The 13,650-nt window shown below is 73.0% G+C and carries 17 protein-coding genes; 10 read left to right on the top strand and 7 right to left on the bottom strand.

The genetic code is table 11. The features are described 5' to 3' along the window. Positions 1 to 26: 26 nt before the first annotated feature. Positions 27 to 1,754: an alkaline phosphatase family protein gene (locus tag VGL20_11775; GenBank protein HEY2704361.1), complete on the top strand. Its 1,728-nt coding sequence runs from the start codon at positions 27 to 29 to the stop codon at positions 1,752 to 1,754. 4 nt (positions 1,755 to 1,758) lie between these two features. Here the strand turns inward: VGL20_11775 and VGL20_11770 are convergent, their stop codons facing one another. From VGL20_11770 to VGL20_11760, 3 genes are all read right to left on the bottom strand, one after another. Continuing rightward, positions 1,759 to 1,923 (bottom strand): hypothetical protein, encoded by a 165-nt coding sequence (locus VGL20_11770; GenBank protein ID HEY2704360.1) that lies wholly within the window; start codon positions 1,921 to 1,923, stop codon positions 1,759 to 1,761. Between the two features lie 6 nt (positions 1,924 to 1,929). Beyond that, positions 1,930 to 2,601 carry a GPR1/FUN34/YaaH family transporter gene (locus VGL20_11765; protein ID HEY2704359.1) on the bottom strand — a complete coding sequence of 224 codons (672 nt, stop codon included), beginning with the start codon at positions 2,599 to 2,601 and terminating at the stop codon, positions 1,930 to 1,932. 142 nt (positions 2,602 to 2,743) lie between these two features. Then, on the bottom strand, positions 2,744 to 2,950 hold the full coding sequence (locus VGL20_11760; GenBank protein ID HEY2704358.1) for a hypothetical protein: 207 nt from the start codon (positions 2,948 to 2,950) through the stop codon (positions 2,744 to 2,746). A 158-nt stretch (positions 2,951 to 3,108) separates the two neighbouring features. Here VGL20_11760 and VGL20_11755 point away from each other — a divergent pair, with 158 nt between their 5' ends. The 3 genes from VGL20_11755 (at position 3,109) to VGL20_11745 (ending at position 4,537) form a co-directional block, all read left to right on the top strand. Next, positions 3,109 to 3,666 (top strand): hypothetical protein, encoded by a 558-nt coding sequence (locus tag VGL20_11755; GenBank protein ID HEY2704357.1) that lies wholly within the window; start codon positions 3,109 to 3,111, stop codon positions 3,664 to 3,666. Between the two features lie 105 nt (positions 3,667 to 3,771). Further along, the gene (locus tag VGL20_11750; GenBank protein HEY2704356.1) at positions 3,772 to 4,236 is read left to right on the top strand and encodes a hypothetical protein; all 465 of its coding nucleotides are present in this window, start codon (positions 3,772 to 3,774) and stop codon (positions 4,234 to 4,236) included. Positions 4,237 to 4,384: 148 nt separating this feature from the next. Continuing rightward, on the top strand, positions 4,385 to 4,537 hold the full coding sequence (locus VGL20_11745) for a hypothetical protein (protein HEY2704355.1): 153 nt from the start codon (positions 4,385 to 4,387) through the stop codon (positions 4,535 to 4,537). On the opposite strand, the gene VGL20_11740 is transcribed toward VGL20_11745, so the two are convergent. Next, positions 4,534 to 5,064 (bottom strand): MarR family transcriptional regulator, encoded by a 531-nt coding sequence (locus VGL20_11740; protein HEY2704354.1) that lies wholly within the window; start codon positions 5,062 to 5,064, stop codon positions 4,534 to 4,536. The genes VGL20_11745 and VGL20_11740 overlap by 4 nt on opposite strands. Before the next feature lie 131 nt (positions 5,065 to 5,195). Between VGL20_11740 and VGL20_11735 the strand changes: the two genes are divergently transcribed. The 3 genes from VGL20_11735 to VGL20_11725 all read left to right on the top strand — a co-directional run bounded on the left by VGL20_11735 (position 5,196) and on the right by VGL20_11725 (position 7,538). Then, the gene (locus tag VGL20_11735; protein ID HEY2704353.1) at positions 5,196 to 5,483 is read left to right on the top strand and encodes a hypothetical protein; all 288 of its coding nucleotides are present in this window, start codon (positions 5,196 to 5,198) and stop codon (positions 5,481 to 5,483) included. Between the two features lie 116 nt (positions 5,484 to 5,599). After that, positions 5,600 to 6,319, top strand: a complete 720-nt coding sequence (locus tag VGL20_11730; GenBank protein ID HEY2704352.1) for a peptidylprolyl isomerase — start codon at positions 5,600 to 5,602, stop codon at positions 6,317 to 6,319. Between the two features lie 7 nt (positions 6,320 to 6,326). Continuing rightward, entirely contained in the window at positions 6,327 to 7,538 is a 1,212-nt protein-coding gene (locus VGL20_11725) for a hypothetical protein (GenBank protein ID HEY2704351.1), read from the top strand. A gap of 36 nt (positions 7,539 to 7,574) precedes the next feature. On the opposite strand, the gene VGL20_11720 is transcribed toward VGL20_11725, so the two are convergent. Together VGL20_11720 and VGL20_11715 are read right to left on the bottom strand one after the other, a co-directional pair. Next, positions 7,575 to 8,021 (bottom strand): Fur family transcriptional regulator, encoded by a 447-nt coding sequence (locus VGL20_11720; protein ID HEY2704350.1) that lies wholly within the window; start codon positions 8,019 to 8,021, stop codon positions 7,575 to 7,577. A gap of 89 nt (positions 8,022 to 8,110) precedes the next feature. Next, positions 8,111 to 9,199, bottom strand: a complete 1,089-nt coding sequence (locus tag VGL20_11715; GenBank protein HEY2704349.1) for a glucose 1-dehydrogenase — start codon at positions 9,197 to 9,199, stop codon at positions 8,111 to 8,113. Between the two features lie 139 nt (positions 9,200 to 9,338). Here VGL20_11715 and VGL20_11710 point away from each other — a divergent pair, with 139 nt between their 5' ends. Beyond that, a complete protein-coding gene (locus tag VGL20_11710) occupies positions 9,339 to 11,123 on the top strand; it encodes a thiamine pyrophosphate-requiring protein (protein ID HEY2704348.1) in 1,785 nt (594 codons plus the stop codon). 240 nt (positions 11,124 to 11,363) lie between these two features. Beyond that, positions 11,364 to 12,470 (top strand): sigma-70 family RNA polymerase sigma factor, encoded by a 1,107-nt coding sequence (locus VGL20_11705; protein HEY2704347.1) that lies wholly within the window; start codon positions 11,364 to 11,366, stop codon positions 12,468 to 12,470. A gap of 114 nt (positions 12,471 to 12,584) precedes the next feature. Here VGL20_11705 and VGL20_11700 read toward each other — a convergent pair whose 3' ends face one another. Next, positions 12,585 to 13,286 (bottom strand): DUF4214 domain-containing protein, encoded by a 702-nt coding sequence (locus VGL20_11700; GenBank protein ID HEY2704346.1) that lies wholly within the window; start codon positions 13,284 to 13,286, stop codon positions 12,585 to 12,587. On the opposite strand from VGL20_11700, the gene VGL20_11695 reads away from it, so the two are divergent. Continuing rightward, the coding region (locus tag VGL20_11695; GenBank protein ID HEY2704345.1) for a hypothetical protein at positions 13,273 to 13,650 on the top strand (378 nt) is incomplete at its 3' end. The two genes, VGL20_11700 and VGL20_11695, sit on opposite strands and share 14 nt — an antisense overlap.

The following is a 13,650-nucleotide window of genomic DNA, read 5'->3' as shown; positions in this document are numbered from 1 at the left end:
CGCACGGCAACAGGGAAGGGAGAGACATGCAGAGACGACGATCGACTCTCGTCGTGGGGATGGCCGCCGTGGTCGGGCTCGCGGGCGTGTCCGCGGGCGTGACCGCGACCGCGGCGAAGAAGCCGGGGGACCCGGCGGCGGCGGTGGGCACGACCACGCCGATCAAGCACCTGGTCGTGATCTTCCAGGAGAACGTCTCCTTCGATCACTACTTCGGCACCTACCCGAAGGCGCTCAACCCCGTGGGCCAGCCCGCGTTCACCGCGAAGCGGGGCACCCCGACGGTGGACGGGCTGAGCGGCGCGCTGCTGACCGCCAACCCGAACCTCGGCAACCCCCAGCGGCTCGACCGCTCCCAGGCGCTCACCTGCGACATGGGCCACGGCTACACCGACGAGCAGTCGGCGATGGACCACGGCGCCGCCGACAGGTACGTCCAGTTCACCGGCCGGCCCAACGGCACCGGCAAGACCCTCGGCGAGTGCCTCGGCGGGGCGCCGACCCCGGGCAACTACGCGGTCATGGACTATTACGACGGCAACACCGTGACCGGGATGTGGAACTACGCCCAGCGCTTCGCGATGAGCGACAGCTCCTTCGCCACCGGCTTCGGCCCGTCCACCCCCGGCGCGATGAACGTCGTCAGCGGCCAGACCTTCGGCGTGAACTGCGCACGGCCGGCGGCGGCCTTCGCGGTGTACCACGCGCCGGCGGACTGCCCCCCGCCGGTGGGGACGGCGGGCTCGACCCCGGCAACCCCGGGCTCGGTCGCTCCCGTGGTGGCGAACGCCGGGACGACCTACGGCGACTCCGACCCCTACTTCGACGTCTGCAGCAACAACGCGATCACCGAGCAGCACGGCGGCAGGACCGTCGGTGACGAGCTCGGCGTGCAGGGGCTCACCTGGGGCTTCTTCACCGGCGGCTTCGCCAGCCCCGGCTACGTCCCCGGCAACCCGGCCAGCGACAACCTCACCCCCTCGGTGCTGTGCAACGGCACCCACACCAACATCGGCGGCGCCACGGTGAGGGACTACATCCCGCACCACGAGCCGTTCCAGTACTACCAGTCGACCGCGAACCCGCAGCACCTGCCCCCGGCCTCGGTGGCGGCGGTCGGCCACCAGGACCAGGCCAACCACCAGTACGACACCGCCGACTTCTTCGCCGCGGCGAACGCCGGCAACCTGCCGAGCGTGTCCTACCTCAAGGCCCCCGCCTACCAGGACGGTCACCCCGGCTACTCCGACCCGCTCGACGAGCAGACCTTCGTGGTCAACACCATCAACCAGCTGCAGAAGCTTCCCACCTGGAAGTCGACCGCGGTGGTGATCGCCTACGACGACTCCGACGGCTGGTACGACCACGTCATCCCGCCCGTCCTGTTCCAGTCGCAGACCACGCTCGACACCCTCACCAACCCCGGGATGTGCGGCGGCACCGCCGACGGCAAGATCCCGACCGGGTTCGGCGGCCAGGTCGAGAATGCCCGGTGCGGCTACGCCCAGCGGCTGCCGCTGCTGGTGATCTCGCCGTTCTCCAAGCAGAACTTCGTCGACCACGCCGCCACCGACCAGAGCTCGGTGGTCCGGTTCATCGAGGACAACTGGGGCCTGGCCCGCATCGGTGACGGCTCCGCCGACGCCTTCGCCGGATCGCTGAGCCAGATGATGGACTTCCACAAGCCGAGCAGCAGCACCCTGATCCTCGACCCCACGACCGGCCTCCCGGTCGCGAAGAAGAGGAGCCACTGACCCTCTAGTCCGGCCCCGGCGCCTCCTCGCGAGGCGCCGGGGACTCCGGGCGCTGAAGATGGTCGCCGCGCACGGTGGTGAGCACCAGGCGGGCGGCGTAGCCGCACACCCCCACGAACAGCCCGAGCAGGGCGAACTCGAGCACGGCGTCGAAGGTCTGGGCCGACATCGCGGGCTACCGGACCAGCGGTGGACCGAGCGGCGGGGTCGGCTTCCCGCCCAGGGCCAGCGAGGCGACGTGGAGGAAGCCCCAGTAGCCCAGGCCGGCGCCGGCGAGCAGCACCCACCCGGTGAGCTTGAAGCCCCCCGCCGAGCCGTTCCACACCGCCGCGGTGACCGCGATCAGCGCCAGCACCACGTCGGCGACGATCGCCGGGTACACCGCGGGGAGCCGCAGGCTGGGGATGAGCAGGAAGGTGAACATCGTCGCCCAGGCGATGAAGTACAGCGCCTCGCAGTGAACGACGTCGGCGGCGGCGATGCCGTACCAGCCGTGGCCGAGGCCGAGCAGGAGCAGCGTCAGGCTGAGCCAGAACCCGGAGAACAGCCCGAACACGACGGCGACGAATGTCTGGCCGAGGACCACCGCCCAGACGGTCGCGATCACCTGGAAGAACCCGGTCGCCCCCGCGATGATCGGGACGATGATGGCGAGAGCGGTGAGCGGCACCACCCCGATGAGCACCATCCCCAGCGTGGTGGCGGCGACCGCGAAGCAGGCGAGGCCGAGCACGATGGGATCGCCGCCGGCCCCGACGCGGACCTCGACGGGCTCGCTCACCTCCAACGTCGCGTGCACCACGGGACCGGCGGCCGCCGTCCCCCTGAACTCACCGGTGGTCGCCATCTCGGGCTCCTTCTCAGCGACGCGCGGCCGGACGCACCCGCTCGTCCGTGACCCGGTCGCCTCTGTACTAGCGCGGGCGGCGGCGGCGGGCAAGGGTCCCGTGTTCAGATGGTGAGCAACGGAGCCCGGCTCCCGCCGGGGCTCAGGTGCAGGTGCAGCCGGTCTCCTGGGCGCAGCCGGTGCAGCAGTAGGTGTGGCCGTCGCCGTCGAGGTATCCGGCGCCGAGGTTCTCCCTCCACTGCGGCTCGGGCTTGCCGCAGCCGGGGCAGATGCGCATCTCCACGGGAGAGTGGCCCTCGTCCACCTCGATGGTCGGGTCGACAGGGGGGTCGAGGATGGCGTCGCTCATCGCTCGTCTCCTAGATCGACGGGCTATCTTCTGACAGTCAGAATAGTACCAACGCCACCGGCGACGACCCTCCCCGCAGGCTGTCGAGACTGTCGGGCACGGCGTGGGTACCGACGTCATACGCTCCACGGTGTCCAGCCGTTCACAGCGAGGCGATCGTGCCACGGGCCCGCCGTGACCTCCCCCTCTCCGTCCGGCTCGCCGCCGGCGCGGTGCTCGCGCAGGCGGCCGCCGGGATCGCCGGGACCGGCCTGGCCATCCTCCTGTCGCTGGCCATCGGCTGGAGGCTGCGCGCCCCGCTGCTCCTGGTGGCCGGCTCCATCCTGGTCTGCACCTCGCTGCTCGCCGGGTTCGCCGGCCTCCTCGCCGCCAGCCTGGGGCTGCGCCGCGCGCTCCCCTGGGCACGGCCGGTGGCGCTGGCGGCGCAGGCGCTCGGCGCGCTCGCGGGCGCGGCGGCGCTGGCCCGGGGGGTGGCGGTGGGGGCCTGCCCGCTGCTGCTCGGCGCCGCCGTGATCGCCGCTCTGAGCACGCCGGCGGCCCGGACCGCGCTCTGCCCGCCCCGGCATCGCGCCCCGCTGCCGCACCCGCGCCCGGCGCCCCGCCCGGCCGGCCGGAGAGCGGCGGCCCCGCTCCCGGCAGCGGCCGCCGAGCCCCACCGGCCGGAGTGGTGGGAGCTCGCCGGATTCGGCCTGCCCCGCCCCGAGCCGCGGACCTGAGCGGCACCTCATCCGAACCGGCCCTCCGGTGCGTGTTGAGAGACGACCAGGGTGCCGGCGAGGCACCGACCAGACCGGCGGGCTTGCAACCAGGAGAGGGGAAGAATGACCACCAACCACATGCCGGGCCGCATCCGCGGCCTGCTCGGTGCCGCGGGCGCCGCCGCGGTGCTGGCGATCGGGAGCGCTCCGGCGATCTCCGCGTCGGCCGCGACCGTGCACCACACCACCGTCCGCCACCAGGCCGTCACCGCCGCGGATGCGGACAACGGCAAGACCATCACCGTCCGCTCCGGCGGCAGGGTGACGCTGAAGCTGGCCAGCACCTACTGGACCGTCCGGGGCAGCTCCGATCCCAAGGTCCTCCACCAGCTCGGCAAGACCTCGACCCAGCCCGCAAAGCCGGGCGCGTGCGTCCCCGGCCAGGGCTGCGGGACCGTCACCGCCACCTTCGTCGCCATGCACAGGGGCACTGCCGACGTCACCGCCACGCGCACCACCTGTGGCGAGGCGATGCTCTGCTCACCGGCGCAGGGCAGCTACGTCATCCACGTCGTAGTGGCCGGCTGACACCACCACGTCTCGTCGACGGGGGGCGGCGCCCACCAGGCGCCGCCTCCCCGCCTGCCGGCGCACCGATGTTCGACGTATCATGCGGCTGCCCGGGAGGGCCCGCTCCAGGCGGGACACGTCCGGTCGCAGAGGAGGAACGGCGGTCATGCAGTTCGAGGCTGGGCAGGCGTTTCTGGCCGACATCGACTCGTCCGTCGGATCCGTGATCGTGGTCATCGCGGTGGTCCTCGGGGTCGTCGCGGTGCTGGCCTTCGCGGTCCACGTACTCACCTCGTCCGCCGTGGGCGGCCGCAGCTAGACCCCGGGACCCACCTCGGCCGGCTGCCCGCCGGCTGCGCGCAGCCTCTGCCCCGATGGGCACCCGGTGCCACCATCCAGGTGCGCGAGGATCGCCTCGCTGATGCCGCGCAGCCGCGCCAGGTCGGCGGCCGACAGCGATCCCAGAAAGTGGGTGCGAAGGCTCTGGGTGGCCGCATCGCCCGCCGCCACCACCGCCGCCAGCCCCTTCTCGGTGAGCGCCGCGTAGGAGCCGCGCCGGTCGGTGGTGCACTGCCGGCGCTCCACCAGGCCGGAGGACTCCAGCTGGGTGACCGCGTGGGTGAGCCGGCTGGGCGCCGACTGGGTGGCCTCGGCGAGATCGCTCATCCGCATCGCCGCCCCCGGTGACTCGGCGAGGTGGCGGAGCAGCTCCCAGTAGCTGATCGGCAGGCCGGCGTCGCGCTGCATGTCGCGGTCGATCTGTGCGAACAGCCGCCGCGCCGCGCAGGCGTACGCCCGCCAGGTGCGGGCCTCCTCGTCGTCGAGCTCCGCTGGTGTCGAGGTCATGGCGCTCATCGTACCCCAGTATTTGACCGCTGAACTACCCTTGTGCTACGGTACTGAACAGTTCAGTACTGAAGCAGATTGAGGGCCCTGGTCCGAGGACCAGGGATGGGAACCAACGAGGCGGGAATGAGATGAAGCTTGGACTGCGCATGGCCGGTGTGGGAGTTGCGCTCCTCGCCGGAATGGTGACGACCGGAACCACGGTGCTGGCGTCGACGGCATCGCCCAGCTCGTCGGCGGTGACGGCGTCCTGGGATCGAGGCGGTGACCACCGCGGCGGCGACCGGGGCTGGGGTGGCGACCACCACAGCGACCGGGGCTGGGACGGCGACCACCGGAGCGACCGTGGCGACGGGCATCGCGGTGACGGGAATCGCTGCGACTGGAACCGCGACGGGAACCGCGACTGGAACTGCTGACACGAGCCCCTCGGGTGCCGGCGGTGACGACCGCCGGCACCCCTTCGGCGCCCCCGCGGACCCCCTGATCGGAGCACCCTCGCACGCTGCGGGCACGAGCGCGTACCCTGCGGCGGATGCGTACTCCAGCCCTCCTCGCGGTGGCGGCGGCGGCCGGCCTCGCCGCCTGCGGCTCCTCCTCGGGATCCTCCGGATCCACCTCGGGGTCGACCTCGGACACCACCGGCGGCGCCTCGACCGCGACCGCGACCGCGGTCCCGACTCCAGCGGGGTCGCTGACCCCGATCGCCACCCACACCAGCTGCACCGGACACCGCTTCGGCACCGCGATGGCGCCGCTCAACCCGCCGTCCAACCCGCACGTGTACCCGGCCGCGCCGCCGATGCAGATCGACCAGGCCAAGCTCTACGCGGCGACCATCACCACCGGCCGCGGGACCATGGTGCTCTGCCTCGACCCGAAGCTGGCGCCGCTCAGCGTGAACAACTTCGTCGCCCTCGCCCGGAACCACTTCTACGACGGGCAGCACTTCCACCGCGTCGTCCCCGGCTTCGTCGTCCAGGGCGGTGATCCCCAGGGCGATGGCAGCGGCGGTCCCGGCTACACCTTCAAGGACGAACCGGTCAAGGGCGAGTACTCGGACGGCTGCGTCGCGATGGCCAACGCCGGCCCCGACACCAACGGCTCGCAGTTCTTCATCTGCATCGCCAACGACGCGCGGCTGCCGAAGAGCTACAACCTGTTCGGCGCGGTCGACAGGGGGCTCGAGGTGGCCCACGCGACCCAGGTCAATGATGTCATGACCACGGTCACGGTGGCCGCCCAGGCGGACTGAGGCAGGCGTGCGACGCTCGACCCCGGCCGTCGCGCTCGCCCTGGTTGCGCTCGCCGCCTGCGGCGGGTCGCCGGCCCCGCAGGCGTCGGCCCGGCCGTCCCCGACCGTGCCGGGGCCGAGCCCGTCCCCGGCCGCCGGCGGCCGGACGCTCGCCGACCTCCACATGGTCAGCGCGTCGGTGGGATGGGCGCTGCTCGAGGTCGCCGGGGAGAGCCCGCCTCCGGGTCGCGGGGGCCACGTCATCCGCACCACCGACGGGGGCGACCGCTGGACCACCGTGCTCCGGGACGGCCGCCAGCCGGTCGACGCCGACGTCCACGACGCCGACCACGCCTGGGTGCTCGAGGCCGACCCGCGCCAGGATGCGCCGGGGGGACAGACGGTCGTGGTGCGGTCGACCGCCGACGGCGGCAGCAGCTGGTCGACCACGCCGCCGCTGGAGGTCGCGGGCACCGCCGCGCACCTCCAGTTCGCCGACGCCACCCACGGCTGGGTGTTCGCGACCTCGACGACGGGGGTGGCGAACAGCCTCGACCAGGCGGTGCTCTACCGGACCGTCGACGGCGGCACGACCTGGCAGCCGATCACCTCCCTCCCCGACGCCTGTCCGGGCGGGGGCCCGGTCTCCGCGCCCAGCTTCGCCGACCCCCAGCACGGCTGGCTGGGAGCCTTCTGCGACCGGGTGTTCCTCGAGGCCACCCACGACGGCGGCCTGACCTGGGCGCCGCAGCCGCTGCCCGGCTTCCCCGGGCCGCCGTCCACCGTGCCCGCCGGGGCGCTCCGGTACCGCACCGACGCGCCGCAGTTCACCTCCCCCACCGACGCCGCCGTGTTCGTGCACCGCGGCATCACCTCCGGGGGCAACGCCCTGCAGGACGCCGCCGTCCTCGTCAGCCACGACGGTGGTGCGACCTGGGGGGCGCACCGCCTGCCCGCGGCCGAGCTCCAGGGCGGCTTCGTCGACCCCGGCCACGGATGGATGGTGGGGGCAGGCCCCGGCGGCCTCACCGAGAGCCGTTCCCTCTACACCACGAGCGACAGGGGAGCGACCTGGTCGAGGGTCACCGGACCGCAGGACTACCTCGCCGGCACGATCAGCTTCGTGAGCCCGACCGAGGGCTTCATCGGCGGGTCCGACGGCCCGGCCAGCGCCGGGCTGCTGCTCCACACCACCGACGGCGGCGCCCGCTGGACGCCGATCGCCGCGGCGGTGCCCTGACACGACGTGCGGAACGGGAACCGTTCCCGTCAGGCGCTAGGAGGCCCGCTCCGCGGCGACGCAGTCCCTGCAGAGGCCCATCAGGTCGAGGCGGTGGCCGTGCAGCTGGAAGCGACGGCGCCGGGCCAGGGTCGTCAGCGCGCGCTCGATCTCCGCCTCCAGCTCGTCGGGAAGCTCGACGTCGAGCATGGTGCCGCAGGAGCTGCAGATCAGGTGGTGGTGGTGGCCGAGCAGGTCCTCGGCGAGCTCGAAGCGGGCGAAGTCGCCGGCGCCGACCAGCCGCTGCACCAGCCCGATCTCCTCGAACACCGCGAGGTTGCGGTAGACCGAGCTCTGGGGCAGCTCGGTTGCGACCGCGAGGATCTCGGCGATCGTCATCGGCTGCCGGGCCGCCGTGAGCACGTCGATGAGCACGCGGCGGTGGCGGGTGTACCGGCTGTCGCCCTGCTGAAGGCGAGCTGCGACGGTGTCGTGGAGCTCCACCGCCATAGCGTACCCGCTGGACGGGGCGTGCGGCCAGCACTGTCTCGGCGGGCTTCCCGGCCACGAATGGGAACCGTTCCTGCCGCCGGTCAGCCCCCGCTCCCCACCGCGACCACCTCCTTGATGCCGTCACCGTGGCGGGTGAGCAGTCCCGGGGCCTCCTCGAGCGCGTGCCTGCCGGTGATCATCTCCCGCAGCGGCTCGGGCCAGCGCCGGTGGAGCTCGAGCAGTGACGCGGCGGCGGACTTGTAGGCGGAGCGCCCGGCGTTGACGGTGCCGGCCACCACCCGGTTGCCGAGCACGAGCCGCCGCATGATCGCGCTCACGTCCTCGTCGCGCGGCGGCTCCGGACCGGGCACGCCGGTGAGCAGGAGCACGCCGTTGGGCCCCAGCACCGAGATGGCGTCGACGGCGAGGGCGGCGACCCCGGCTGCCTCGTAGACGGCGTCGACCGGGCCGAGCAGCCCGGGCAGGTCGCCCAGCGCGACCTCCTCGGAGGAGATGTACTCGGCGCCGATCGCCCGGGCGAGGGCGGCCTTCGACTCCGAGGGCCGCGAGTAGACCACGGTGCGGAAGCCCCGGAGGAGCAGCGCCATCGCCCCCAGCAGTCCCACCGGGCCGGCGCCGAGCACCACCGCGGTGCTGCCCTCCGGGGTCCAGGGGAGGCGCCGCTGGATGGCGAGCAGCTGCTCCAGCGCCTTCTCGGCGATGGTGAGCGGCTCGGCGAGCACGGCCACGTCGCGCAGCTCGGCGGCCACCGGGACCAGGTAGCGCTCGGCGTCGGCGATCAGCTCGGTCATGTAGCCGTGGCAGCCCTTGATGCCCCGCTCGCGGTACTCGCCGGTGACGCAGTAGTCCTGGCGGCCGTCGCGACAGGGGCGGCAGCGGGGCCGGCCGCAGGGACGGCGCACCATCGGCACCACCAGGTCGCCGGGGCGCATCCCGGTCACCCCGACGCCGGCGTCGACCACCTCGGCGAGCGCCTCGTGGCCGATGACCAGCCGCTCCTCCCCCTCCGGCGGGGTGCCGTACTCGAAGGCGGCGATCTCCCGGTCGGTACCGCAGACCCCGACCTCGAGCACCCGAGCGAGCACGCCGTCGGCGGCGGCGAGCGCCGGCTCGGCGATCTCGACCACCTCGATCGACCGCGCGCTGGGGTGGACCGCCACGGCTCTCATCCGGCTCCCAGGGTAGCGGGGTCGCCGCGGCGCGGCCAGGTGCGAACCGCCGGGCACCCGGTTCTCACCACGGCAGCGCTCAGCGCGGGTACACATGGGGAACACTGGACCCCTCTGGATCCGAGACGGGAGAGCACCGATGGCGAAGACGGTGGCGGACTTCCTGGTCGAGCGCCTCCACTCCTGGGGTGTCCGGCGCATCTACGGCTACCCCGGCGACGGGATCAACGGGGTCACCGCCGCGATCCGCCGCTCCGATGGGCTCATCGACTTCGTGCAGATGCGCCACGAGGAGAACGCCGCCCTCGCCGCCTGCGCCCACGCCAAGTACGCCGACGAGCTGGGCGTCTGCCTGGCCACCTCCGGCCCCGGGGCGATCCACCTGCTCAACGGCCTGTACGACGCCAAGCTCGACCACCGACCGGTGCTCGCGATCGTCGGCCAGCAGCCGCGGACGGTGCTCGGCGCCAGCTACATGCAGGAGGTCGACCTCCCGTCGCTGTTCAAGGACGTGGCCGGCGACTACCTCGAGGTGGCCACCCACCCGGCTCAGGTCCGCCACCTCGTCGACCGGGCGGTGCGCACCGCGGTGTCCCGGCGGACGGTCACCGCGCTCGTGCTCCCCGCCGACGTGCAGGAGGAGGATGCGGTGGCGCATCCGCCGCACGAGCACGGCTTCACCCTCTCCGGGCTCGGCATCTCGCGGTCCACGGCGGTGCCCTCCGACGCCGACCTCGACTCCGCCGCCGAGGTGCTGAACCAGGGGCGGCGGGTCGCCATCCTCGTCGGGCAGGGGGCGCTCCACGCCTCCGCCGAGGTCACCGAGGTGGCCGATCTGCTCGGCGCCGGGGTCGCCAAGGCCCTGCTCGGCAAGGCGGTGCTCCCCGACGACCTCCCCTGGGTCACCGGCGCCATCGGCCTGCTCGGCACCAGGCCGAGCTGGCAGCTGATGCAACAGTGCGACACCCTCCTGATGGTCGGCAGCGGCCTCCCCTACTCCGAGTTCCTCCCCCAGGAGGGCGCCGCCCGGGGCGTCCAGATCGACGTCGACGGCCGCATGCTCGGCCTCCGCTATCCCATGGAGGTCAACCTCCTCGGCGACAGCGCCGCCACCCTGCGGGCGCTGCTGCCACGGCTCCGGCGCCAGGAGGACCGCGGCTGGCGGCGCCAGGTCGAGGGCTGGGTCGAGGACTGGTGGAAGGTCGTCGAGGCCCGGGCGATGAACGACGCCGACCCGGTGAACGGCCAGCGGGTCTTCTGGGAGCTCTCCTCCCGCCTCCCCGACCGGGCGATGATCGCCTGCGACTGCGGCACCGCCACCGGCTGGTACGCCCGCGACATCCGGCTGCGCGCGGGGATGAGCGGCTGGCTCTCGGGCACGCTCGCGACCATGGGCACCGGCCTGCCCTACGCCATCGCCGCCAAGTTCGCCCATCCCGACCGCCCCTGCATCGCCCTGGTCGGCGACGGCGCCATGCAGATGAACGGCATGGCCGAGCTGATCACCGTCGCCAAGTACTGGAGGCGATGGAAGGATCCGCGGCTGGTCATCCTCGTGCTCAACAACCGCGACCTCGCCTTCGTCAGCTGGGAGCAGCGGGTGATGGTCGGGGACATCAAGTTCGAGGCCTCGCAGGACATCCCCTACGTGCCCTACGCGCGCTACGCGGAGCTGCTGGGGCTGCGCGGGATCCGCGTGGACCGGCCCGAGGACGTCGCCGGGGCCTGTGACGAGGCCCTCGCCGCCGACCGGCCGGTGGTCTACGAGGCGGTGGTCGACCCGGATGTGCCCCCGCTGCCCCCGCACATCACCTCGAAGCAGGCGACGGCGATGGCCCGCGCGCTTCTCAAGGGCGACCCCGACGGCGCCGCCATGGTCCGCCAGACGCTCCGTGACCTGGTCGAGGAGTTTCTGCCACGCTGAGCTGCTGAGCTGAGCCGAGCCGGCGCCGGCCGCCCACGGGCCGGAAGGATTCGTTGCGAGGTCGCTTTGCGTTTCCGGGGCCGCCGCGGTATGGTGGTGGGTGAGCGGTGGACTCGTGTCCGCGCACGGGTGGAGTCAGGGCTCTGCCCGCATGCTGTGAGAGCGGCCGTGTGCGCCGCCCGTTGTCTTGCAGCGATCCCTACGTGAGCTCCCCTACGTATGACCACCATGACCGCCCCCATGCCGCCCCCGGCGGCCCGCGCCCTCGCCGCCATCGACGACGAGCTCGTCGGCCGCGCCGAGGTCCTGATCCTCCGGGGTCGGGACCAGGGCGTCCTCACGCCCACCGAGCTCATCGCCGCCTTCCCCGAGATCGAGAGCGACCCCGACGGCCTCTCTCGCGTGGCCGAGGCGTTCCAGGCGATGGGCATCGCGGTCGGCGACGACTCCGACGACGAGCTCGAGACCCCCGGCGCCGCCGCCGGTGCGGTCGAGGAGGGCGAGCTCGGCAGCGCCGCCCTCGACGACCCGGTGCGCGCCTACCTCAACGAGATCGGCCGTGTGAGCCTGCTCACCAAGCGCCAGGAGGTCGAGCTCGCCCAGCAGATCGAGGCCGGCTCCGAGGCCGCCCGCCAGCACCTGATCGAGGCCAACCTCCGGCTGGTGGTGTCGATCGCCCGCAAGTACATGGTGCGGGGCCTGCCCCTCCTCGACCTCATCCAGGAGGGCAACCTCGGCCTGATGCGGGCGGTCGAGAAGTTCGACCACCGCCGCGGCTTCAAGTTCTCGACCTATGCCACCTGGTGGATCCGCCAGGCGATCACCCGGAGCATCGCGGACCGGTCGCGCACGATCCGCGTGCCGGTGCACGTCACCGACCGGATCAACCGGGTGATCCGGGTCTCGCGCCGCCTCTCCCAGGAGCTGGGGCGCGACCCCAACGACGAGGAGATCGGCGAGGAGGTGGGCGTCACCCCGGAGCAGGTGCGTGAGCTCCTGATGATCTCCCGCGAGCCGGTCTCCCTCGACAGCCCGGTGGGCGACGACGGCGACGACTCGCGCCTCGAGGACTTCATCGAGGACAAGGAGGCCGAGGCGCCGATCGAGGCGGCGACCCGCAGCCTGCTCACCGGTCAGCTCGAGGACGTGCTCTTCACCCTGACCCCCAGGGAGCGGCGGGTGCTCCAGCTCCGGTTCGGGCTCGCCGACGACCAGCAGCGCACCCTCGAGGAGGTGGGCCGGCGGCTGGGGATGACCCGCGACCGGGTCCGCAAGATCGAGCGGACGGCGCTCAGCAAGCTCCGCGACCCCGCCCGCGCCGCCCGGCTGCGCGACCTCGTCGCCTGATCCCGACCCCTCCGGGGGCCGGGAACGCGAACAGGGCGCCCGGGGGTCACACCCCCCGAACGCCCTGCGGGGAAGCCGTCGCCGCGGCGGCCCGGCCGCGGCATGTGATGTCGGTCAGATCCTCGAGAGGAACTCGTTGGAGCCGACGAAGCCGAGGATGACGTCCTCGTCCCGGGTGCCCCCGGCCAGCGCGGCCGCCCAGTAGGCGAGCTCGGGGGAGCCGGCGGTGCGCGAGAGGTAGGTGAGGTAGTAGCCGGCGATGCGCTGCTCGAGCATCTCGGTGCTGCCGATGAGCGAGGCGGCGACGGAGTAGGCGGGCGCGCCGTGGTTCAGTCGGTCGACCCAGTAGGCCTCGCCCGAGGGCTCGGCGGTGCGCTGGAGCACCGCGGTGTAGAGGGTGTCCACGTACCCCCTGGGATTGCCGCCGCTGTTGGTCCAGAACTCGTTGGAGCCGATGAAGGAGAGCCGGACGTTCTCGTCGGTCGTGCCGCGCCCCATGGCGTCGACCCAATAGGCGATGCCGGCACTGTCGCCGCCACGGCCCAGGTACTGCCAGTAGGCGCTCTGCACCAGGTTGGTGCGGTACTCGACGGAGCCGAGAAGGGCGTGGGCGATGGCCACCGGGCCCTGCCCGCGAGCCATCACCTGGTCGATCCAGTAGGCCTCGCCGGCGCCGTCCGCGGTGCGGGAGAGCACCTCGAGGTAGAGCTCGTCGACCAGCCGCCTGGCCCACGGGATGGTGCCCGGCGTTGGCGGCGGAGGAGTCGAGCCGCCGCCACCGCCGCCGTGGTTGATGGTGGTGGTGGACGTGCTCACCGAGGTGACCTGGACGGTCGCGACCTGGGTGCTGGTCCTCGTGACGGTGGTGGTGACCGTGGTGGTGCTGTTCGTGCCGTTCGAGGTCGACCCGTTCGAGGTGGTCGTGGTGGTGGTGGTGCCGCCGCCGGGGGTCGCGGTCGGGCTCGGCGTGCCGCTCGGGCTCGGGCTCGGCGTGCTCGTCGGGCTGCCGGTCGGGCTCGGGCTCGGCGTGCTCGTCGGGCTGCCACTCGGGCTCGGGCTCGGGCTGGGCGTGCTCGTCGGGCTGGCGCTCGGGCTCGGGCTCGGCGTGCTGGTCGGGCTGGCGCTCGGGCTCGGGCTCGGCGTGCTGGTCGGGCTGGCGCTCGGGCTCGGGCTCGGCGTG

This window comes from Candidatus Dormiibacterota bacterium, from assembly GCA_036495095.1.
GTDB lineage: Bacteria > Chloroflexota > Dormibacteria > Aeolococcales > Aeolococcaceae > CF-96.
Note: the sequence above shows the minus strand (reverse complement) of the source record. Positions and strands in the feature narration are given on the sequence as shown.